Raw genomic sequence first — 22161 nt, 5'->3', positions numbered from 1 at the left:
GGACTATGAGATCCCTCTGCCAACTTCCAAATTTACCTTCTTATTTGATTTTAAGATCTCTTCTGAGAAAGCTGGTTTCCATTTTACTATGATATCAACTTCAAGAATTCCGCTGCGTTTCGGCAAATACTTTATTTCAATAACAAGAGCTTCTCCTCCCTTAAGCCAGCTTCGTGTTGTACTCCTTCCATAGTCAAGATCACCGCTGATCTCTATGGAAATGTCACGAGCCATCGCTACGCCCTTGTTTCGAAGAGCAATCTTCATAGAGCACCATTTCCCCTCAATGGGCATACCGGGATCGACAGATTCAATGACAATGGCAGGTGCAAGCCTTTCCAGCTCATCTTTCAGTAAGGAGGCCGCTTCATTCAAGGCGTTTAGAATGGATTTCGGTCGGTCAAATTCCCTGTTGTCAATCCTTTGCAAAAGCTCTTCGTATGTCATTCTATTTATTGGCAGCCCGCAGTTTTGCGCCGATTCTATCATTCCTCTGATCTTGCTCTTCAGATTTTCAATCTCCCTAAATTCTTCCACCGAAGTACCTATGTTTGCACGCGCCTCTTCAATGAGCTCGATGGACCTACCAAAATCACCGGTTTCGAGACTCTCTTGGGCCTCAGAAAGCAAGCGCTCACTCAACGATGTTTCCTTTCCACTTTTCTTCTCATTTTCGATCAACTGTGTCATTTCCCATAATTTCCCAGTAATAGCCTCCAGAAGTGTTGATTTGATTACTTGGATGTGTGACTCAATCAAATCGATATCTATGCTTCCAGAATCAACTTTTTCAGCACTCGCAATACTTTCGACAAGCTTCGATGCTTCCTCGTCTAAGGCAGCCTTTCGAGTGAGATCCAGAAGTACGCTTAATTCCTCCCTTTTCATTCCAACTAGTCGCTTCAACTCCGCCGATGCTTTTGTATTTACGCGCTGTATCAATAAAGCCGCCCTTTCGAAATCGAGGGATTTCAGCGCCTCCTCAACTGACTCAGTCATTTTCCGCAAACCTGAAACATCAATACCATTATTTCTGAGTACCTGGATTTTCTTCTTGATTTCCTCACATTCTATTATTCTGCGATTCAAAGTCTCGTGTATGGATTTTAGTTCTTCCGAACAAGACATGCCGATGGCGAAAGCTTCTGAGAATGAACCCGCTTTCATCTTCTCCTCTGCATTTCTTAATTTTTCGCTAATGTGATCAACTTTGAGACCTTGTTCCCTTGCTTTGCTTACCTCAATTTTGATTTCTTCAAGGGTCTTCGCAGTCAAATCCCTCTGCTGGCGGAGTCTTTCCATCGTATTTCGAAGGGTGCTGATCATAGATCTTACTTGTTTGAATTGCCAGACGTTTGCAAGCCGGCGTATTTCCTCAATCGATGAGCTCAATGTTTTTGATTCAATCCCCTCCAGACCCTCTTTTCGGAAAAACTCCTCAATCTTTGCGAGTTCGTCCATAACCCATTCGATTGCTTTGCGGGTCGCTTGCTCAGCTGCGTTCTTTGCCAACTCTGATGCAACAACAAATTTTCCTTGATTCATCATTTTTTTGGCCTGATCGATAAGGTTCTTTGATGCCGTTACATCTATCATCGCTTCTACATCCCCAATGATTCTCTCAGCGAGCTGAACGTGCTCTGCTGCCTTCCGCTCTACGACAATTGCTTGATCAATCTCAGCTTTTGCCAGATCAATTGCCTTCAGTGCCTCATTAAAGCGTCCGTCTTTTAGCAGACTTTCAGCCTTTTGGATGACGCCTTCAACGATAGCGACCTCTTGACCTTTTTTCGTTGCTTCTGAGATGCTTGAGCGTATATTTTCAATTCGCATCGAAATTTCTCTGATCAAAGATGTTGTGGCAATCTGCTCTGCTTCCCTCGAAGAATTCAATGCTTCTAAAAATCGTTCGCTTCTCACAGCCTCATCAGCTTCTGCAAGCAATCGTTCCACTTGCCCCCTCTCCAGTCCTATTCTTTTCATTATTGAGAGGAGATCTCTAACTATGGGGATTCTCCTCGTGGCTATGAATGGTGCTACAATCTTCTCCGTAGATGCGTAACACTGGTCAATAAGTTCTTTTGCCTCTTCATATCGCCCGCTTTCAAAATTCCTCTTGGCCTTAAGCAGCAGGGACATTGCATCACTAATGTCCCTGCCTTGCTCCTTCGCCTCTTTGAGGAGATTTGATATCTCAACGATTTTATCATATATTTCAGCGTGGAGCGTCTTCGTCCCTTTGATAAGGTTTTCAATTTGATTGAGAACTTCGTAAGCCTTCATGAATTCTTTTTTTCCGATTGCCAGGGAAGCTTCTTCGATCATTCTTTCTATTTTTCCAACGGCAATTCCAGTTCGCCGCATCGACGATATATCCCTCAGCAATGGAGTTAATCTCCTCGTGAGCTCATCTGCGATTATTGATGCTGATAAATTGATGACTTCAACAACCGACTCAAACGCTTCGGAAAAATTCTCACTTTCTCTAAGTGCTGCAGCTTTTTTCAGTTTCTCGCGGAGTGTTACACTATCCGCTCCAAGATTCTTTGCTATCTCTAATTGCTTCTCTGCTTCCTCGAGCATTCTAGCTATTGCGTTTGTTTCGGATTTTCTAACATTTTCAAGAGCGCTCTTTCCCAGGCTATAAGCCCGCTCATACTCGCCTTTTTCAAGAGCCGCCTTTGCATCATTTAGGATTGAATTTGCCACAGATATGTCTATGTGTTCTGAACGAGTCTCAATGAATTTTAGTGCAGAGGCAATGATTTCTCTCGCAGCAAGCATCATTTTCTCATTGATGATTTCACGGCATTGCCTTATCGAGTCAGCAACTTCCTCGTATCTGCCCTCTTTCGCTGCGTTAATAATATCATCCAAAAGAGCTTGCACTTCGGCGATATCGGCTCCCATCTTTGCTACATCAGCAACCATGAGCTCTAGGTCCATGATATTTTTTGCAAAGTATTGTTGTAACGCTATGTGAGCTTCCCTCTGGGCTTCTTTCAATTCTTCAGCGGCCGCTTTGAAATTGTGAGAGAAAATGAGTCCTTTTAGGTTCTTTATTCTTTCTTTAGCCCTGCCCAAATCCACGGAATACTTGTTTCCTATTATGAGCAGTTGTTTGATTCTTGCAAATTCGGCCTCAATGCTTTCATATTCTTCAAGTGCCTTCTTTAGAGATGCATCGGCCTTGTGAATAAATTCAACGGCGTTTTCAAACTCCCCGCTCTTGTACGACTTTTTTGATGACTCGAGATATCTAGCAACCTCGTCGAGATCAATATTCAGTTTCTTCGCAATAACTAATCTGTGCTGCATTTTCAAAACCGATTGTAGGATAAATTCTCCCACAGCTTTAGACAGAGCTCTTGCAGCTTCTTCGTAGGCAATCTTCGCCTTTTCCAGTTGTTGGCTTTTGAGGAATTCTTGAAAATCACTTAGAATTTTTTCAGCATCGCCGATGTTGATGCTGTTGATCTCTAAAAGTTCTTTTATTTTCTGTAGTCGTATTAAACCATTCCTTAAACCTGATACCAACAGATTCTGAGCTTCTATCTCCGCGATCTTCAAGTTCCTCAGTGCAATTTCGAAATCGTTTTCTTCTACACGCCTCTTTATTTCAAGCAATATCTCATCAATTTTAGACGGGTCAAATCTGAGAGACAAAAGTGATGCTCTCAATTCCAATAGTTTGTTAAATTTCGATTCTATATATGTTCTGAAAAGATCCCGAATTCTGCTGAGGCATGCATGTAGTTCTTTGATCGTTTGGGAATATTGCGCCTCATCAAACCATCTTCTCGCGTGAGATAGCAGTTGCCGCTCCTCTTCAACTTTTAGTCCAACAGAATCTGCAAGCACCAGAAGTGACTGAACTTTCCCGAACAATTCTGCCATCTTTCGATTGACGTACTGTTCCGCTCTATCAGCAATTTTCTTGGCATTCTCGTATGCTTCGGTCAATTTTTTCTCTGAGACCAAGTTTTGCACGTTTCGCACGCTTTCCAAAATGGCTCCGTGATCTGCATCCCCACTTTCGAAGAGATTGACAAGCTCCGTAGCAGATTTCAGCATCTGATCGATCTTTTCACATTTGGCATTTTGGACAGAGTTAATGCACTGCACAGCGAGGCTTAAACTTGCCTCGAAATCTCGGCGAGCTAGTGCATCCTTAGCTTCGATAAAAAGTCGCTGAGATTCGGCAGATGTAATATCAAATTCCTTCATACTAGTGATCGCTAGTTCGGCTTCAGCTATCTTCTCTTCAGCTGCCCTCCGGCTTCTTGCTGCTTCTTTTGCCTTTTGCTCCAGTTGTTTTGCAAGCTGAAGCTGGCTAACGAAATCACCAGGCAAAGTCCTTCATCTCCGCTTTCGAACATGAAATGATGTGTTCTAAATTCAAGTTAATGAGTCTTATTGGCAGTGTAAGTCATTAATTTTTTTCTTTCCTGCATTCAGTTAGATGACTCTGTGGGATCTTGAAGTGTCAATATACGATTTACATTTCACTGGCATTTGCTACTTCGATCATTGAATCATCCTTTGATGAGATCCACGAACGCCACTTGTTCTAAAATTAGATCTTCTAGTTCTGAAGGCTCTAGGGATATTATATCGCGTTCATCAATGCCGAATGCCCTTAATTTCTCAACGGAGAATTCGAGGAGAGAGTCATCGCGTTGAAGTTCGAGAGTGCTTAAAACTTCATCTATGTCAACACAGCCGATAAGGACAATTGCGATCCTTTCATAGCCTGCTTTGATTCCCATTTTTTCCAAAGCATGCGAAATCTGTTTTTCCCCAGAAGCGTACAACAGGATTTCTGTTGCTAGATTGCCAGATACATTTTCCTGACGCTCAAAAGACCTCATGGCATGGTAAACTGAAGAGACTAAATGATCTTTCCCACAAACAAGATCTGCGTTCAACGGAATTCCTATACCATCTTTAAGGCTTTGCAGATATGTAATAACTGTATTGGGATCTTTGATATTACCCCTCGCGCCAATCACAGCGATCTCTTTCACGATCGCATATGATACAGACAGCTCTATAACATTCTTTCTGTCAGGATTCTGCGACTATGTTTTCTTGCAAGACCTTTAAAAAAATGCACAATACTCATCAACACCTATCATTGAATGAAAAGTTGCGTTAGAAAATATAAAGTCCTATCAGTCACGTGAAAATCATAGAATGTTGAGGAATAACCAATACACTGCCATATTAATTGCTGTCAATGGAATTCCTACCTTCGCAAATTCCAAGAATCCAACAGTTTCCCCCCTCTTCTCCGCATTCTGAATGATGATCACATTACTTGCAGCGCCCAATATTAGCAGATTTCCAGCGATCGTACTTCCCGCTGCCAGAGCCATTAATCCTTGCTCAGAGATGCCTGCTTCTACTAACAATGGAAGATACAGCGCTACAAACGGCACATTTGATATTAGTTGGCTTAGAATAACACTGATAATCAAGATTCCATACAAAGATGAAAAATCATAATTCGATTGGGCGATAAGGGACTGAAAGAATTCCGAATCCCATACGCTTTCCATAAGTATGAACATCGATGCAAAGAAAATGAGCGTATGCCAGTCAATATTCTTCAATATTTGAATTCTCTTATCACCTGCAATGAGTATGGGAAGTGACGCGATGATGGCGATATAAGTCAGTCTAAACTCCTCACCCATACCTAGGATTGACAATCCGATTCTTAGCATCACCAGCAATATTATGAGAATGATCGAGATTTTGCAGGCCGTAGCCAACCTAGGATCTGTTATCGATATAACATCATTATTCGAAATTTCTCTTTCAAATTCTTTTCGGTAGAAAAACTTTAGTACCAGATAACAGAGAAAAATATTGATCAGCGTAGGTATACCCAAGTATGTGAAAAAGGTGATGAACGGATTTTCGATTTTCCCGTTGATCGCAATAAGAAGATTCTGGGGATTTCCAATAGGACTCATGACGCTACCTGTGGTAACCGCAAAGGCCAGCGCGAGAAGCATCAGCTTTGGAGAAATCTTGAATTTGGCAGCAAACTGCAAAACAAGTGGTGTTCCGATGATTGCGAGGGTATCGTTCATGAGAAATGCCGACAGAAGACCAATTACGAATAAAACCATCAAGACAAGTTGGTCGGTGTTTTTTGCAGTTCTAAATATTTTATGACCAAGGTAGAATAAATAACCGCTTTGAATTAGCGCTTCTCCAACAACGAACATTCCAAAAAGGAATAACATCACATCGAGGTCGATAGCGAAGATCGCATCAATTGGACTAATCTGGCCTGTTACCAGTACACCTATTGCACCAAATGCCATAATTTGCCAGATCTTCAGGCGAAAGCGGCCTACCTGACGAACTGCGATCAATGCGAAGACGACAAAAAGAATGATTACTGGAATGCTTACTTGAGGCAGAGCGCTCATATCATCAAATTTGCTCGAGAACTTGTAATGGATTATTAAATGATTCTATAGTAGTAGAGTCATGCTCAAGTAGAATTATGGTATTCTTTGTAATTACAATATTTCAATGTGAATGAAGCGTGACTAGGTTTTGATCGCCTTTTCCTCAATTGCGCCATGATCTCATATTTTGAAAATGAGTAAATCGTAATGTGCGCTTGTTACAGAAGAATCGCCACAATAAAATCGACTTCATATACACTTATCGTAGACTCGTTCCTTCTTTTCCTTGCAAAAACACATCCGATGGGAAAATTTTATTTTAGTACATGGTTCTAGGACAGACCAGTTCGGTTAGAAAAGGTTGTTCAGATGCATGAAATGAATGTAGTGGTGGTTTCGCCTGCGACACTTTCGAACATGGGTCCAGGATTCGATGTATTCGGTTTAGCTCTCAGCGAACCGTATGATACAATTGAAGCCCGAAAAATCAAGGAAAAAGATGTTATCATCAAATCAATTACTGGTATTGGCGGAAATCGTATTACGTTCGACCCCTTAAAAAACTCTGCTAGCATCGCAGCCAGTGAAGTGCTTAGAGCTGGAAATGCGGATTTCGGACTTGAACTGACCATAAGAAAGGGGATAAGGCCTGGTAGCGGTATCGGCTCGTCAGGAGCATCGGCTGCGGGAGGAGCATTTGTTGCAAATCTCTTCTTGGAAAATCCTCTGCCACCACCCAAACTCATCGAATGTGCTGCAAGAGCTGAAGAAGTAACTTCCGGAGGCTTTCATGCAGACAACGTTGCTCCTGCAATACTAGGTGGTTTCACTGTGATTGCTTCATATGCTCCTTTAATTGTGGAAAGAGTTGAGCCCAGCATCAATATCGGCATCGTAGTTTCCATGCCAGATGTATTCGTTTCAACCAAGGATGCTAGAAGCATACTTCCCGAAAAGATTGAGCTGAAAAAAATGGTGCATCATGTCAGCCATGCATGTGGCCTTGTACTTGGAATGATCAGTGGGGATATGAATCTAATCGGTTGCAGTGCAACGGATGTTGTTGTAGAGCCAGCGAGGGCACATCTTATCCCCTACCTGAGTGAGGTCAAGCTTGCAGCGGTCCGTAGCGGTGCAAGTGCCGCATTTCTCAGCGGCTCAGGACCCGCTGTCGCCGCAATCTATGACCTGCGCCGATGTGATGGCAATGATATTGCAAAAGCTATGAAAGAGGTGTACATGGATAATGGTATCAGGTGTGATACATGGGTTACTAAGCCAGGTTCGGGATGCAGGAGGATAGGGTGAATGCCATATATTATAAAGTGCTGGGATTGCGACGGGAAAATCGAAGATCCATTCGCGGATCGGTGTCCCAGGTGTGGAGGACTTCTTGATATAGAGATGGATTTATCGTCTCTGGTGGGAATCGATCCTTACGAAATTCGTCGCAAACCACTCGGCGTATGGAGGTATGCAGATTTTCTCCCAGTTAGTGAGGAAAGGGCCATTTCGTTGAAAGAGGGAGGTACCCCCCTCTATGATTGCAGAAACATCGCCAAGATCACAGGTATTCATCGCATATTTGTCAAATACGAGGGTGCCAATCCTACTGGCTCGTTCAAGGACAGAGGTATGACCGTTGGTGTCACTAGGGCCACTGAGCTAGGTGTAAAGGTTGTCGGCTGTGCTTCGACGGGCAACACTTCTGCCTCGCTAGCTGCCTATGCTGCAAAAGCCGGACTCGACTGCGTTGTGATTTTGCCCGCTGGTAAGGTAGCAGCTGGTAAGCTGGCTCAGGCGGTGTTTTTCGGTGCAAAGGTCATTTCGATAGAAGGTAGCTTTGATGACGCTCTTAGGATAGCTCAGGAATTGGCAAGAGAAAAAGAAATATACCTTCTTAATTCAATAAATCCCTTTAGGCCTGAAGGCCAGAAAACAGTCGCTTTTGAGATTATAGACCAGCTTGACTTTCAGATTCCAGATCGAATTTTCTTGCCGGTTGGGAATGCTGGAAACATCTGGTCGGTCTACAAGGCGTTAATAGAATTAAGGGATGTTGGTTTAATCGACAGTATTCCAAAGCTTGTAGGTGTTCAGGCTTCCGGGGCAATGCCAGTCGTTATGGCGTATCGTGAGGGACGGAAGGACATTCTGCCATGTGATAATCCAGAAACCGTTGCCACCGCCATCAGAATCGGCAATCCTGTTAGTGGCAGGAAGGCGCTAAAAGCGATTTATGATACCAATGGGTGTGCAATTGAAGTGACCGATGAAGAAATTCTTGACGCACAAAAAATTCTAGGTCGTTTGCAAGGGATTGGCGTTGAACCCGCCAGTGCAGCATCGATTGCCGGTCTTCTCAAAATGGCTCAGGAAGGAGAAATCGATAGAGACGAGCGGGTTGTATGCATTTGTACCGGCAATCTGCTCAAAGACCCTGATTCAGTCATAAGATCGTTTGGTCCCACATCTACGGTTCCAGCAAATGTGGAGTCTGTAAGGAAAGTGATTCGGAGAGCTGTGATCTGAGAAATTCTATCTAGTTTCAAGTGATATCATTATTGAGGATTTCAAATGAATACCTCCGAAAATGAGATCAGGTACAGAACCTACATTCAAGGATTCGACGAGAACATTGGTGGCGGCATCCCAAAGGGTCACGTTGTTCTCGTTGCTGGAGAAACTGGCTCTATGAAATCTTCCATTGCATACTACATTCTTTTCATGAATGCAGAAAATGATGGTATCAGTGGTCTCTACATCTCACTTGAACAAAGCAAGAAAAGCATTTTGAGGCAGATGGAAAAGATGGGGTTCTGTGGTGAGACGAAAGGACTTATCGAAATCCTTGATATGGGTGAAATTCGCAAAAGGGCAGAGGGACCAAATTGGTTCGATACTTTTAGATTCGCAATCAACGAAACAAAACGCCGGTTAAACTATGAGTTACTCGTTATCGATTCTCTTGGCGCCCTCGAAATCATATCAAATTTCACGAGACCAAGAGAAGATATGTTTAGGCTTTTTGAGTGGTTGAGGTCGCTTGATATCACATCGCTTATCATTTCTGAAATGCCTTCGGGACAGTTTTCGTATTATGCCCCACATGAAGCCGACTTTCTTGCTGACGGTATCATACACTTGAGGATGAGTGAAGGGAAGTCAAACGAGGTGACGAGGCAGATCAGGTGTGTTAAAATGAGGGAAGTGGATCACGCTACTAGTTTCTTTACTTTGCTGAAAAAAGAAAAATATTTCCTTGTTACCCGAGCTTTGATCGATTTTTAGAAGTCAGTGAGCCTTTTCTGGCACTCCTGGCCGGTGTTAATTGAACGAGATTCCGCGCCTTTTGAAATGTGAGTATCGGGCATCTTGATTGATTCCAATTGCTCTTTTATGCTGCGGGCAAGTGATTCTCCTATGCGCGGTACTCTTGCAAGCTTTCCTAGGTCGGCATTTCTCAAATCATCAAGAGCCTTGAATCCGCTGTTATATAACATCCTCGCCCTTATTCTTCCAACACCGCGCAAAACAACGAGATCGAGGAGCTCTTTTCTTACGCCATACCTGACCCTCATCACCAAATCATTAAGTGCGGGGTATGCATCTTTATTGAAAATGTTTGCAATTTCTCTCATAGAGTATAAAAGCCACTCCGCAAGTTCCACCTTACTTCTGAGGTCTCCAGGTCCCATATTATACTTTTCCAATATGTCTTCCTCGCTTACCTCATCGATCCACTCTTCCAGTGCACAGGTAGTTTTCAATTCAGAGAGAAAGAACTCGTACTCGGCAAGGTCATCCGGAGCAGGGAGCAGCAGCTCTTTCTTTCTTAGATGATAAACCTCTTCGAGTGCCTCGTATTCTCCACGGCGGAGATACATATGTCTCATATCTGGAGTTGCGCATATGGCATGAATGAGTCCAAAGTCTGATGCTCCTTGTTTGAACGCCCTTATGGCGTCTCTCATCCTTACCGCTGAGAGTGGGTCGATATATAGATCAGAAACACGTCTTCCGAAAAAAGTCGGCAGGAGCTCGCCGTTCTCTCTAATCATTCCTTCCTTTGTGAGAAAATCAAGAATATTTTCGATCGCATCTTCCAGGGTGTTAATTGTCGTCTGGTGCGCATAAAAAGTCATGTCAAAGAAATCGAATAGGGCATCCTTGGAGTTTGCAAGTCCAGTGGCAATTGTCGACAAAATATGACTACGAAGAACCGTCTCGTTCCCAAGCTTCGAAAAGATTTCTTCGGGTTCATTAAGCAGATAACTCTCCATTAGAAGCGATTTCTCATCTTCATTACGGGCTATGAGTATAGCCTCGCCAAAGGAATCATATCGCGGCCGCCCAGCACGACCACACATCTGCTTGATTTCGAGTACTGGTATAGATACAAAGCCTATGTCTGATTCATATCGATGGACGTCCTTAATTATGACCATCCTAGCAGGAAGGTTAATCCCGGCCGCCAGTGTCGGCGTAGCAATAATGCACTTGATTGTGCCCATCTTAAAGTTCTTCTCAACGAGTCTTCTTTGCTCATTTGTCAGACCAGCATGGTGGAACGCAATCCCTTTCTTCATACAATTTCTCAGGCGTTTCGCTACGGATGTCGCCTCATCTTCTTCTATGACAAACTCTAGTTCCTCTATCTCCAAAGAATCTTTCAGAATTTCCCTCATTCTGGGTGCATATCGGATTGCCATGGATTCTGCGGACTTTCTCGTGTTGACGAAAATTAGGCACTGCCCACCTGAGAGGATGGAATCACAGATGAGACTCCAGACGACGTCTCCTCTGTCAGCAATTTCTCTCGTTGAATTGTCGGTGAAATGAATAACATTGTTGCACAACACACCCTCCTTTAAAGGTACTGGCCTCCAATTGCTCGCGATATGAACTGCGTCAAGCCACTCAGCGATTTCCTTTGAATTTTTTATTGTTGCAGAAAGAGCAATGAGTTGGATTGATGGATTGAATTTTCTAAATTTGGTTAGCGTGATTTCGAGTGTAGGTCCCCTTTCAGGGTCGTGTATCAGGTGAATCTCATCAGCGACGACAAGCGAAATTCTGTCGAGCCACTTGCTTCTATGGCGAAGCAGAGAGTCTGCTTTTTCAGATGTTGCAACAATGATGTCGAATTTCTCGAGTTCTGGATCGGGCGTATCGAAGTCCCCTATCGACATTTCCACCTTGATTCCTAATTCCTCGAACTTCTTCAAATCCTCATATTTCTCTGAGGCCAGCGCTCGCAAAGGTACTATGTAAAGCACCTTCCCCCTCTTTTCTATTACATGCTTCAGTGCTGCCAAGTATGCCACCAGAGATTTGCCACTGGCAGTAGGAACTGCTAGAACAATATTATCGCCCCTGAGCGCGTAAGGTATGGCCTGCTCCTGCGGCGGATAAAGTGTGCTGATACCTTCTTTTCTTAAGATGTCAACGACACGAGTATCTATCTCAATTTTTTCGATTCCCATTTCTCACCGACCTATTGCCTGGGGGATTGTATTGTGCAATCGCGACACCCGTAACAATAACTGCTCCAAAGAATATCATTTCTAAGGTAATACTTTCGTGAAGCAGTGGAATTGCCATCAATGTGGAGAAAAGAGGGATGAGATACAGGAAATATGAAACTGAGCTCAGCTCCTCGTCTTTAAGGATATAGTAGTAGAAAAGAAAAGCCAAACAGCCTGGAAAGATACCTAAATAGAGGATCAGAACTGCCACATCCAGTGATATCGAAATAGGTTCATGCACTTCGAGCGGTATTGCGAAGCAGAGCATCAACGAACCAGTAATGAGTCCCCAACAGGTGATAATAATAGGCTCGTTAACGGCAAGTTCCCTTTTCGAAATAACCCCTGATAGCGAATAAGAAACTGCAGAAAGAAGAACAAGTATGTTACCTGCCACCAAATCGTCGTTCACATTCCCTCCTTGTGAGAGAACAAGAAGTATTGTCCCGATAAGTGCGATTACCATACCAATCCATTTACGTATCGTTAGTCTCTCGTGAAGAATGACAACGGCTAAGAGAATTGTAAATGCCGGACCTGAGGCTTGTATGACCGACGATGTGGCAGCGGTCGTGAGCTCAAGGCCCAAGTTCAGAGCAGCATTTGGCAAAGTGAAGCCAACGAGTCCAATGACGGCCAGTCGTTTCCAACTGAGTAAGAATGAATTCATAACATGATCAAACCCTCTCATCACGATCGCAAGGACGAACATAAAAAGAGCTGCAATGATATAGCGTATGGCCGCAAGAGTGACTGGCGGAACATGAAGAATACCGAATTTCAGCAGAGGAAATGATGAAGCCCACATCAAGACCGCGGAAAGCACCGCGACGACCCCCAGTGCTTTTCTTTTCATTTTCATTAGGAATCAGATGAAAGGTACTTAACAACCTCCTTTTATCATAGCTTGCAGGCAAGATTCCTGTTTCATCTGTCTGGCTCTACACCAAAAATCTGTAAAGTTGGGGAAATGCTTAATTAGGGGTTGCGGATATGAGTGATGCGAGCTAAGTTGCCATGACAGACGAGAATGTTGTTGGTCAAGTTCCTGAGGTTGACGAATGGATTAAGACACAAAATTTCACGACAACAGCAGATATAAAAATTCCAGAGAAATTGGTCGATCAGGTCATTGGTCAAGATGCAGCAGTGGAAGTCATTAAGAAGGCAGCCGAGCAAAAGCGCCACGTGATGCTGATTGGAGAGCCTGGTACAGGAAAGAGCATGCTTGCTCGATCCATGACGGAGTTTCTTCCAAAGGGCGAATTGCAGGACGTCATCGCATATCATAATCCCGAGGATCCAAACGAACCTAAGATTCGTGTGGTGCCTGCTGGTAAGGGAAAGGAAATCGTGGCAGCGCAGAAGAGAGAGGCGATGCAGAGGAGACAGCAAAGGGCATCGATGGTCACGGGAATAGTCTTCATGATCATCATGCTCACGGTGCTACTTTACATCCAATCAGGCATGCACGATCCTGGTATTATACTCGTGGGAATCGTTGCAGCAGCGATCATTTTCTTCGCGATGAGGTATTCTGGCACGAGGCAAGAGAACATTATGGTTCCCAAGCTCCTAATATCGCATGAAGAAGGCGAAATGCCCCCGTTCATAGACGCAACAGGGGCGCATGCTGGTGCACTTCTGGGAGACGTCAAGCACGATCCTTTCCAGAGTGGCGGTCTAGAAACCCCCGCTCACGAAAGACTTGAGGTAGGGGCGATTCACAAAGCGTCGAAGGGTGTTTTATTCATCGACGAAATAAATATGTTGAGGATAGAATCACAGCAAAGTCTTCTCACAGCGCTTCAGGAAGGAAAGTTTCCGATCACCGGTCAGAGCGAAAGAAGCTCAGGGGCGATGGTGAAAAGCGAACCAGTTCCATGCGATTTCATTCTCGTGTGTGCGGGAAATCTAGATGCCGTTCAGGGTATGCATCCAGCGCTGCGCTCCAGGATTCGCGGATATGGTTACGAAGTTTACATGAAGTCTACTATGGACGATACGCCCGAGAACAGGGAAAAGCTCGTGAGATTTGTAGCGCAGGAAGTTGCAAAGGACAAGAAGATACCCCACTTTGACAAGAGCGCTGTTGCTGAGATCGTCAAAGAAGCGCAGCGCAGAGCTGGTCGCCGCGGTCAGTTGACTCTCCGGCTGAGAGAATTGGGCGGACTTATCCGAGTAGCAGGGGACATCGCACGAGAGGAAAACAAGCCGATAGTAACCGCCGACCATGTGGTCCGTGCAAAGAGAATCGCTAGGAGCCTTGAGCAACAGGTAGCAGATCGGTATATTGAGATCCGCAAGATGTATAAGACTTTCGTAACTGAAGGATCCGCGGTGGGAATTGTCAACGGTCTTGCAGCGCTGAATACGGAATCGAGTATGGCTGAGTATTCCGGCGTTGTGCTGCCGATTGTGGCTGAAGTCACTCCTGCGCAGACGAAGAACGGAGGAAAGATCATCGCTACAGGTAGGCTCGGTGAGATAGCGAAAGAGGCCGTTCAAAACGTGTCAGCTTTGATCAAGAAGTATACGGGCGAAGACATTAGCAACCATGATGTCCACGTGCAATTCGTAGGTTCATATGAGGGGGTAGAAGGTGACAGCGCTTCGATATCGGTGGCTACTGCAGTCATTTCAGCTTTCGAGGAGGTTCCCGTGGATCAATCGGTTGCGATGACGGGCAGCCTCAGCGTGAGAGGCAAGGTGCTACCTGTTGGTGGCGTTACTGCGAAGATTGAAGCGGCCGCCGAAGCCGGCATAAAAAAAGTTCTCATTCCTAAAGAAAACATGAAAGACGTTGTCCTGGAGGAAAAGTACATCGGGAAAATCGAAGTGATACCAGTGGAAAACCTCAGCGATGTGCTGAAGTATGCATTAGTGAGTGGGACAAAGAAGGAAGGTCTTCTAAGGAAACTTGCTTCGATGGTCGAATCGGCTACGGTTCCGAGTGGTCGCCCAACAACTCAATAACTTTTCTACCCGCTTTCCTTTTTGTTTTTATTTCTCTTGAAAAGATTGAATAATTCGAATCTTGATTACTGACCGTTCCGAGGAGATTTACGTGGAGAATGATGATTTCAACAGCCTCATCATAGGGCGCTTCCAGCCTTTTCATAAAGGACATCTTGAAGTCATTAAATCGATAGCGCGGGAATCCGATTATGTAACAATCGGCATCGGCAGTGCGCAGTATTCGCACACTTTTGAGAATCCATTTACTGCGGGTGAACGCCATCTTATGATCTCACGCGCTCTCAAAGAGGAAAAGATCGAGAACTATTTTCTTGTTCCAGTTATAGATATCAACAGATACGCTGTCTGGGTAGCCCATGTTGTTTCAATGGTTCCCCCTTTCAAAGCTGTCTACACGAATAATCCGCTTACCAGACGGTTATTCCAGGAGGCAGGATATGAAGTGAGGGCATCACCACTTTTCAATATTGAACTTTACTCAGGAACGGAAATTCGAAAGAGAATGCTCGAAGATAGAGAATGGCGTCATCTCGTGCCACCAGCAGTTGCGAGAGTAATCGATGAGATCAAAGGAGTTGAAAGACTTAAGGATCTCATGAAGGGACTGCATTAGTGATCCCATGACGGTGGGAGAAGATCTAGGAAGACTTCTGAAAGAACGCGGGAAATCTATTGCATTAGCCGAGTCAATGACGGGCGGTCTTGCATCTTCTTTGATAACAGATATCCCAGGCAGTTCGGAATACTTTCTTGGAAGCATCGTTGCCTACTCCAACGATCTCAAAATCAAGCTGCTAGGTGTCAGGCGATCAACCCTGGAAGCACACGGTGCTGTGAGCAAAGAAACTTCGATCGAAATGGCGCAGGGAATCAGGGACATGACGGGCGCAGATATAGGAGCGTCCCTAACGGGTATAGCCGGACCAAGTGGTGCAACTGATGAAAAACCAATCGGTTTGGTTTATTTTGCAGTGACCACGAAGGACGGAATTCTCCAATCTGCGCGGTGCGTGTTTAGTGGCGATAGACGTGAAATAAAGAAAAGTGCTTCGGAGTATTTACTGAGAATGATTATCGATCTCTTGCGCAACCAAGAATTTTCCTGAAATTCTTTGTCGTCGGTTCTATATTTTTAAAATCGAAGAAAATGAGCACTATCAAGAAGTCTCATTCACTTTATTTTTCTCGTTGAACCTTCCTATCGTGATATCATTTCATATGGAATTATCAGAGGTGAATTAGAATCATAAAAAACATAATTTGTCTTCTTGAGGTGCGAGAAGTCCTCAATAGGTCGATTATAATAAGCTTCTAAGTTAATCGTATTGCGCTACCTTAGAATGCCAAAAACAAAGGAAGCAGTAGACTTCCTAGAACACGTGGTATGGCCTTATTGCCGTAATCGTGGCTTTCCATGACTCTTCTTAAGGAGGTGATCAAACATTTTGAATAGTAAGTTCTTTATGCCGGTATATAAATACACACTCTGTCAGGTGTAGGGGATGGGTGCGCTCGTCAAGAGGATTCCTACTGGTGTATCTGATTTTGATTCGATCGTAAAAGGAGGCTTTCCCGCGGGCTCTGTGGTATTGCTACTCGGAGAGCTCGGTGCAGGGCAGCAGGAATTTGCCCTCACTTCCGCCGCAAAACTCGCGCTCGTGAGAGAGTTTCCTGACACTGCGAATTTCTTTTTAGGACGGAATGTGCGGATTGAGGATCTACCAGATCGTCTGTGCTACATAACCTTCTCGAGATCTCGAGAGGAGATATTGCAGGAAATTGCCGTTTCCTTTAACGAAGACTTCTATAAGGCTTTTGCGAAGCACGTTCTTTTCAAGGACTTTTCAGGTGCCTATTTTAGGCACACAGTGGTTCCCCCAGGTTGGGCGGGCGAAGAAGCGTCGCTTTTCAAGAGTCAGGCCGAAGATAATTTGCTGGAAGGCCTTGTGACATTCCTTGATGAAAACGCGCCTAACAGTCTGATCATAATCGACTCAATAACTGACCTTGCCGTTAATGCAAAGATCGATATCACAGACTTGGTATCTGTTTTGAGGGGAATGCAGAGGATATCAAAAAAATGGGGAGGGATCATTTACCTAATTCTCACCCAGGATATACTTGAGCCACGAAAGCAGAAGATGGTCATGGACAGTGTAGATGGTGCTCTCGTCTTTGAATGGAGTAAATTTAGTAAATCGTCGAAAAGGCAGAGGTATCTTTATGTTGAGAAATTCATGAGCATCTTACCGCACCTCGACAAGGAAAGGATAGCAAGATTTGCAACGGTTGTAACCGCGCAGAGCGGATTGGTGGTAATTGATACTGAGAGAGTCGGGTGATGAACTTGCCTCAGAATGATAGAGTTAAAACGGGTATAGTTGGCCTTGATGAAATGCTCAACGGCGGTTTTCCACGCGCTCATACAATTGTTGTGATGGGATCATTTGGAACTGGTAAGACTACTTTTTGCCTTCAATTCATATATGAGGGTTTAAAAAATGGAGAGAAAGGAATCTACATCACCTTGGAAGAAGATGAGCGATCCATCATCGAGGATGCTAAGGGGTTTGGATGGGATCTAACACCAGCGATCGAATCAAAGAATCTCGTTGTGGTAAAGCTAGAGCCGACCGATGCGAAAACAACTGTGACTCGGATAAAGAGCGAACTTCCTGAGTTTATCAAATCCTTCGGTGCAAAGAGGATCGTAATTGATTCTATTTCTTTGCTCAATATGCTTTTCGAATCTGAACACGAAAAAAGAACAAATCTCTTCAACCTTTCTCAAATGATCAAGAAGACCGGTGCGACTTGCATCATGACCGCGGAGGTAAAAGATAACAATCCCCTTGCCTCCCGTGATGGTCTAATCGAATACACTGCAGACGGTGTCATTTCTCTCCAGTACGAAGAGTCGCAAGAAAAAGGGGAAATTCGATTGACGCTGAGGATACTTAAGATGAGGAGGATCAGCCACTCGCGAAGGGTGAAGCCTTATTCGATAACAAACAAAGGAATCGAGGTACACGCCGGTGCGGAGGTCTTTTGAAAGGATGATTTCATCATTTTCCCCTTCATCTCAAAGAAGACACGGCGAAATTCTGGCTTTGCCTCATAAGTCAAACATTCCACTGTGCTTATTTGGCATCCGCACAGTTATACGGGCTAGGAGTATTACGATAATATGAAATAGCTGCGGATGAACAAATGATTATGCGCATTCGCGAAGACGATCTCTGGATATATGACTCTCGAGTTCTCACATGATGCGAGCGAATGAGGTATGTTTCAGACATCCGTCGACGAACCAAATGGGCGACCGTAAATAATAAGTGCATCAATCCGATTACTTAGCCGGTGGCTCGATGAAATTGGTACGTGTGGGTAAAGTCAAACAGGTTTATGAGGTTGATGAGCATACTCTTGAATTCGTTTTCACGGACAACATCTCAGTATTTGACAAAATCATACCCACACAAATTCCGTATAAAGGAGAGACGCTTTGCAGGACAGCGGTCTTCTGGTTTCAGGTTCTTAAAAAGAACGGTTTCAGATCTCACTTCAAAGAATTTGTCCCACCCAACCGGATGAGAGTCAAAAAGGTGGAAGTCATCAGCGACTACAGCAAGCTGAACTGCGCCAGTGCTAATTACCTCATTCCGCTCGAATTTATCAGTCGTAGCTATGTTGCGGGATCCCTGTACGATAGGGTAAAGGCGGGCCGGGTCCAGCCAGAGGAACTTGGATTTTCAAAAGGTCACAACGTCAAATATGGGGAAAAACTTCCGAAGCCCTATTTCGAAGTGACGACAAAACTTGAAAAATATGATAGGGAACTGAAAAGGGAGGAAGCGCTCCAGATTTCCGGTCTGACCGAAGAAGAGTTCGAAAGAATACTGGAAATCATCGCGAAGATTGATGAGATAATAAATGCTGAGGCCGAAGAGCGCATGCTCATACATGTCGATGGCAAGAAGGAATTTGCATTCGACGAAAAAAGGCGTCTGATGATCGTGGATACATTCGGCACGGCAGATGAAGACAGATGGTGGGATCAGGACGCCTATGCCGGTGGAAAATTCATAGAGCTGAGCAAGGAGGCTGTGCGACAGTACTATCGGGATATAGGTTATTACGACAAACTGATGGAAGCACGTCGCAATGGTCTGCCCGAGCCCGATATACCCCCGCTTCCCCAAGACAAGGTGGAAGAGATCAGCGAGATGTATATCGAGATGTTCGAGAAAATCACAGGCGAGAGCTTTCGCTGAGCGTCCGCCATATTCATTTACCGCGCAACAATAAGCCACAAACCCTTTGTATGTTGTTTATGCTACCAACCGAAACACTTATCATGGGGCGGCGAAAATGCTAATGAGGCTATCGAGGCGATCGCGTGAAGATAAAGATCAAATTTTTTGCAGCTTATCGCGATGTCGTGGGCAGACAGGAAATAATAATGGATGTCGAAGAAGGATCGAAGTTGCGCGATGTTGTAGAAGAGCTGAAACGCATTTACCCACGGCTGAGCGGATTCTCTGATAGTATTATCGCTTCCGTTAACAAGAAATATGCTGGGGAAGAAGTCCTACTCAATGAGGGCGATGAGATTGCGCTGCTTCCCCCCGTGAGCGGAGGATAGAGGAGAAGGATTTCATGATCGTCTTATCGAGGGAAGATTTTTCTGTCGGCGAGACTCTGAGCAGGATAAAGAGAGAGAACACTGGTGCTGTGGTTAGCTTTGTCGGAGTGGTGAGAGGCGAATACAATGGAAAGCGTTTGTTGAGGATGGAAATAGAAGTGTATGAAGATATGGCAAGAAATGAATTGACGCATTTGAGAGAGATCGCTTTAAGCAAATTCGATATTCAAGATGCAATCATATGGCACCGCTACGGCACGCTTTTTCCAGGCGATAACATCGTTATGATAGTCGTAGCGAGTGCTCACAGAAAACCTGCATTCGAAGCGGCTCAGTTCATCATCGATGAAATAAAAAGAATCGTGCCCATATGGAAGAAAGAATTTTACGAGGACGGCGAGATCTGGGTGGAGGGCAGTAGATGAGCGGTATGGTAGATATCAGCGAAAAACCCATAGTACGGAGAAAGGCAGTAGCATGTGGCAAAATAGTTCTTACATCGAAGTCCCTCGAGATGATCGTTTCTGGAAAAATCAAAAAGGGAGATGTTTTTGAGACTGCGAAAATTTCGGCTATACAGGCGGCCAAGGATACTTGGCACTCGATTCCATACTGCCATCCAATCCCAATAGAATCCATAGATGTATCCTTTGAGATCGGTGAGAATTCAGTATCGTGCTGTGTTGAAGTTCAGGCGCATTACAAAACAGGGGTTGAGATGGAAGCGCTTGCCGGCGTAACGGGAGCTCTTCTTACCATTTGGGACATGGTAAAATACATCGAAAAGGACGAAAAAGGGCAGTATCCCTTCACTCGAATAACTGATATCAGAGTTTTGGCAAAGGAAAAGGAGGAATGATTCTTGGGCTATGAAGATCACGAGAAACATGCGGTTTCCAATGTCCCGTGCGCTGTGCTTACGGTTAGCGACACGAGGACGAATGAGTCTGATGAATCAGGAAAGATCATCATCGGGATGTTGCAGTCATCAGGTCATCGCGTGACGGATTACCGGATCGTGAAGGACAACATAGCGGAGATCAAGAGTGCAATCACGGCAGACCTTGAAAACGATGATGTAAAAGTCATCATTATTAACGGCGGCACAGGTCTTTCGAAAAGAGATGTAACGATCGAGGCTGTAACTCCGTTCTTAGAAAAACGCATGGACGGATTCGGTGAAATGTTCAGATACCTAAGTTTTCAGGAAATCGGAAGCGCTGCTATGCTGAGCCGAGCGCTTGGAGGTGTCGCATTCAGAAAGATCATCTTGTGCATTCCTGGTTCTCCCCACGCCGTGAGGTTGGCAATGGATAAATTAATACTCCCACAGCTTGGTCACATGGTTTGGGAGGTGGATCGTTGAGACCGCTTGCTTCCTTGATCCCGCTTGAGGAAGCTAAGAGGCTTATCGAAGCAAACGTAAAGCCGATTTCGAAGAAGGAAACAGTATCACTTTCAAATGCCCCTTTCAGGGTGCTTGCAAAAGACGTCTTCTCTAATTTTGACGTCCCTCCATATGATCGATCCGCCGTGGATGGATACGCAGTTCGAGCTGAGGATACATTCAAGGCTGGAAAATTTGAGCCCGTCGAGCTTAGGTGTATCGGCGCAGTTCATGCTGGTGAACTTCCTCAGAGGTTGGTTAGGTCTGGAGAATGCATGCAGATTGCCACAGGTGCAATGATACCTGAAGGGGCGGATGCTGTAGTAATGGTCGAAAATACTGAAAGATCAAATAACACGGTCCAGATATTTAGATCACTTCCGCCAGGATCAAATATTTCAAGAAAAGGTGAAGACATTAAAGCAGGAACGGTTGTGTTAAAGGAAGGGGAGTTGCTGACCCCTTCTAAGGTAGGTGTTCTTGCTGCTATTGGAATGATCGAAGTTGAAGTCTACGCTAGGCCAAAAGTTCTCGTTGTGCCGACAGGGAATGAAGTTGCCGAGGTGGGGAAACCCTTACGGCCTGGACAGGTGTACGATATTAATTCCCACACGCTTTCATCAATCCTTATGGAAAACGGCTGTATCTATGTTCGCCACAGCATCGTCGAGGACACAGCGGATGCGTTGACCCGCGTTTTAGGGAGGGCGGGTGAATATGATATGATCGTTCTCTCGGGCGGGAGTTCTGCAGGAGACCGGGATGTACTTGAAGGAGTGATTAGTGATTTGGGAAGGGTAATATTCCACGGGGTTCAGATCAAACCTGGAAAACCCACTATTTTCGGAGTTATCGGCGACACCCCTGTATTTGGTATGCCTGGATATCCAACAGCATGTTTGACGAACGGATATGTGTTTCTGGCTCCAGCTGTCAGGAAAATGGCGAGACTGCCTAAAAAGCAAGAGACTATCGGAATCTATCCCATGGCAAAAAAGTATGCGGCGACGCTTGGAAGACACCAATTCCTTACGGTCAAAGTCATCGATGGCTATGTTTATCCAGCATTCAAGGAATCTGGAGCAATAACGAGCATGGCACATGCAGATGGATGGGTTGAGGTACCCCCAAATGTCGATATCTTGGAAAAGGGAACCAAAGTTGAGGTGCATTTCTTCTAGGAATTTTAGAAAG

At 44.7% G+C, this 22161-nt stretch carries 19 protein-coding genes; 14 read left to right on the top strand and 5 right to left on the bottom strand.

Annotation, left to right across the window (positions count from 1 at the left end; translation table 11 throughout):
- Nucleotides 1-3 precede the first annotated feature (3 nt).
- From QW087_07390 to QW087_07380, 3 genes are all read right to left on the bottom strand, one after another.
- Nucleotides 4-4353, bottom strand: coding sequence for a hypothetical protein (locus QW087_07390; protein ID MEM2944545.1), 4350 nt, complete (start codon nucleotides 4351-4353; stop codon nucleotides 4-6).
- A gap of 182 nt (nucleotides 4354-4535) precedes the next feature.
- Nucleotides 4536-5027: a KEOPS complex subunit Cgi121 gene (cgi121, locus tag QW087_07385; protein ID MEM2944544.1), complete on the bottom strand. Its 492-nt coding sequence runs from the start codon at nucleotides 5025-5027 to the stop codon at nucleotides 4536-4538.
- 162 nt (nucleotides 5028-5189) lie between these two features.
- Nucleotides 5190-6446 (bottom strand): anion transporter, encoded by a 1257-nt coding sequence (locus QW087_07380; protein ID MEM2944543.1) that lies wholly within the window; start codon nucleotides 6444-6446, stop codon nucleotides 5190-5192.
- A gap of 351 nt (nucleotides 6447-6797) precedes the next feature.
- On the opposite strand from QW087_07380, the gene QW087_07375 reads away from it, so the two are divergent.
- Genes QW087_07375 through QW087_07365 form a run of 3 tightly spaced genes read left to right on the top strand, consistent with a single transcriptional unit; the run spans nucleotide 6798 to nucleotide 9719 of the window.
- A complete protein-coding gene (locus QW087_07375) occupies nucleotides 6798-7736 on the top strand; it encodes a homoserine kinase (protein ID MEM2944542.1) in 939 nt (312 codons plus the stop codon).
- Nucleotides 7737-8960, top strand: coding sequence for a threonine synthase (gene thrC, locus QW087_07370; GenBank protein ID MEM2944541.1), 1224 nt, complete (start codon nucleotides 7737-7739; stop codon nucleotides 8958-8960).
- A gap of 45 nt (nucleotides 8961-9005) precedes the next feature.
- Nucleotides 9006-9719 (top strand): ATPase domain-containing protein, encoded by a 714-nt coding sequence (locus QW087_07365; GenBank protein ID MEM2944540.1) that lies wholly within the window; start codon nucleotides 9006-9008, stop codon nucleotides 9717-9719.
- Here the strand turns inward: QW087_07365 and QW087_07360 are convergent.
- Nucleotides 9716-11914 (bottom strand): DEAD/DEAH box helicase, encoded by a 2199-nt coding sequence (locus QW087_07360; protein ID MEM2944539.1) that lies wholly within the window; start codon nucleotides 11912-11914, stop codon nucleotides 9716-9718. The two genes, QW087_07365 and QW087_07360, sit on opposite strands and share 4 nt — an antisense overlap.
- Nucleotides 11895-12818 carry a DMT family transporter gene (locus QW087_07355; GenBank protein ID MEM2944538.1) on the bottom strand — a complete coding sequence of 308 codons (924 nt, stop codon included), beginning with the start codon at nucleotides 12816-12818 and terminating at the stop codon, nucleotides 11895-11897. Before QW087_07355 ends, QW087_07360 begins: the two co-directional genes overlap by 20 nt.
- A gap of 155 nt (nucleotides 12819-12973) precedes the next feature.
- Between QW087_07355 and lonB the strand changes: the two genes are divergently transcribed.
- The 11 genes from lonB to QW087_07300 all read left to right on the top strand — a co-directional run bounded on the left by lonB (nucleotide 12974) and on the right by QW087_07300 (nucleotide 22148).
- Nucleotides 12974-14932, top strand: a complete 1959-nt coding sequence (lonB, locus tag QW087_07350) for an ATP-dependent protease LonB (protein ID MEM2944537.1) — start codon at nucleotides 12974-12976, stop codon at nucleotides 14930-14932.
- Nucleotides 14933-15023: 91 nt separating this feature from the next.
- Nucleotides 15024-15548, top strand: coding sequence for a nicotinamide-nucleotide adenylyltransferase (locus QW087_07345; protein ID MEM2944536.1), 525 nt, complete (start codon nucleotides 15024-15026; stop codon nucleotides 15546-15548).
- A gap of 7 nt (nucleotides 15549-15555) precedes the next feature.
- Nucleotides 15556-16041 carry a nicotinamide-nucleotide amidohydrolase family protein gene (locus QW087_07340; protein ID MEM2944535.1) on the top strand — a complete coding sequence of 162 codons (486 nt, stop codon included), beginning with the start codon at nucleotides 15556-15558 and terminating at the stop codon, nucleotides 16039-16041.
- A 396-nt stretch (nucleotides 16042-16437) separates the two neighbouring features.
- Nucleotides 16438-17277: a hypothetical protein gene (locus tag QW087_07335; protein ID MEM2944534.1), complete on the top strand. Its 840-nt coding sequence runs from the start codon at nucleotides 16438-16440 to the stop codon at nucleotides 17275-17277.
- Nucleotides 17278-17282: 5 nt separating this feature from the next.
- Nucleotides 17283-17987, top strand: a complete 705-nt coding sequence (locus QW087_07330; protein MEM2944533.1) for a KaiC domain-containing protein — start codon at nucleotides 17283-17285, stop codon at nucleotides 17985-17987.
- 316 nt (nucleotides 17988-18303) lie between these two features.
- Nucleotides 18304-19209, top strand: coding sequence for a phosphoribosylaminoimidazolesuccinocarboxamide synthase (locus tag QW087_07325; protein ID MEM2944532.1), 906 nt, complete (start codon nucleotides 18304-18306; stop codon nucleotides 19207-19209).
- Between the two features lie 125 nt (nucleotides 19210-19334).
- On the top strand, nucleotides 19335-19580 hold the full coding sequence (locus QW087_07320) for a MoaD/ThiS family protein (GenBank protein MEM2944531.1): 246 nt from the start codon (nucleotides 19335-19337) through the stop codon (nucleotides 19578-19580).
- Nucleotides 19581-19594: 14 nt separating this feature from the next.
- Entirely contained in the window at nucleotides 19595-20005 is a 411-nt protein-coding gene (locus QW087_07315) for a molybdenum cofactor biosynthesis protein MoaE (protein MEM2944530.1), read from the top strand.
- Nucleotides 20002-20439, top strand: coding sequence for a cyclic pyranopterin monophosphate synthase MoaC (gene moaC / locus QW087_07310; GenBank protein MEM2944529.1), 438 nt, complete (start codon nucleotides 20002-20004; stop codon nucleotides 20437-20439). Before QW087_07315 ends, moaC begins: the two co-directional genes overlap by 4 nt.
- Before the next feature lie 3 nt (nucleotides 20440-20442).
- Nucleotides 20443-20946, top strand: coding sequence for a MogA/MoaB family molybdenum cofactor biosynthesis protein (locus QW087_07305; GenBank protein ID MEM2944528.1), 504 nt, complete (start codon nucleotides 20443-20445; stop codon nucleotides 20944-20946).
- A complete protein-coding gene (locus tag QW087_07300; GenBank protein ID MEM2944527.1) occupies nucleotides 20943-22148 on the top strand; it encodes a molybdopterin-binding protein in 1206 nt (401 codons plus the stop codon). Before QW087_07305 ends, QW087_07300 begins: the two co-directional genes overlap by 4 nt.
- The last annotated feature ends 13 nt before the right edge of the window (nucleotides 22149-22161 follow it).

The organism is Methanomassiliicoccales archaeon, assembly GCA_038850735.1.
Taxonomy (GTDB): domain Archaea; phylum Thermoplasmatota; class Thermoplasmata; order Methanomassiliicoccales; family JACIVX01; genus JACIVX01.
Note: the sequence above shows the minus strand (reverse complement) of the source record. Positions and strands in the feature narration are given on the sequence as shown.

Bases quoted from the DNA above. Each gene is read 5' to 3' on its own strand.
- QW087_07380 (MEM2944543.1), bottom strand. From the start codon at position 6,446: ATGAGCGCTCTGCCTCAAGTAAGCATTCCAGTAATCATTCTTTTTGTC.
- QW087_07375 (MEM2944542.1), top strand. From the start codon at position 6,798: ATGCATGAAATGAATGTAGTGGTGGTTTCGCCTGCGACACTTTCGAAC.
- thrC (MEM2944541.1), top strand. From the start codon at position 7,737: ATGCCATATATTATAAAGTGCTGGGATTGCGACGGGAAAATCGAAGAT.
- QW087_07365 (MEM2944540.1), top strand. From the start codon at position 9,006: ATGAATACCTCCGAAAATGAGATCAGGTACAGAACCTACATTCAAGGA.
- QW087_07360 (MEM2944539.1), bottom strand. From the start codon at position 11,914: ATGGGAATCGAAAAAATTGAGATAGATACTCGTGTCGTTGACATCTTA.
- QW087_07355 (MEM2944538.1), bottom strand. From the start codon at position 12,818: ATGAAAATGAAAAGAAAAGCACTGGGGGTCGTCGCGGTGCTTTCCGCG.
- lonB (MEM2944537.1), top strand. From the start codon at position 12,974: ATGACAGACGAGAATGTTGTTGGTCAAGTTCCTGAGGTTGACGAATGG.
- QW087_07340 (MEM2944535.1), top strand. From the start codon at position 15,556: ATGACGGTGGGAGAAGATCTAGGAAGACTTCTGAAAGAACGCGGGAAA.
- QW087_07335 (MEM2944534.1), top strand. From the start codon at position 16,438: ATGGGTGCGCTCGTCAAGAGGATTCCTACTGGTGTATCTGATTTTGAT.
- QW087_07325 (MEM2944532.1), top strand. From the start codon at position 18,304: ATGAAATTGGTACGTGTGGGTAAAGTCAAACAGGTTTATGAGGTTGAT.
- QW087_07315 (MEM2944530.1), top strand. From the start codon at position 19,595: ATGATCGTCTTATCGAGGGAAGATTTTTCTGTCGGCGAGACTCTGAGC.
- moaC (MEM2944529.1), top strand. From the start codon at position 20,002: ATGAGCGGTATGGTAGATATCAGCGAAAAACCCATAGTACGGAGAAAG.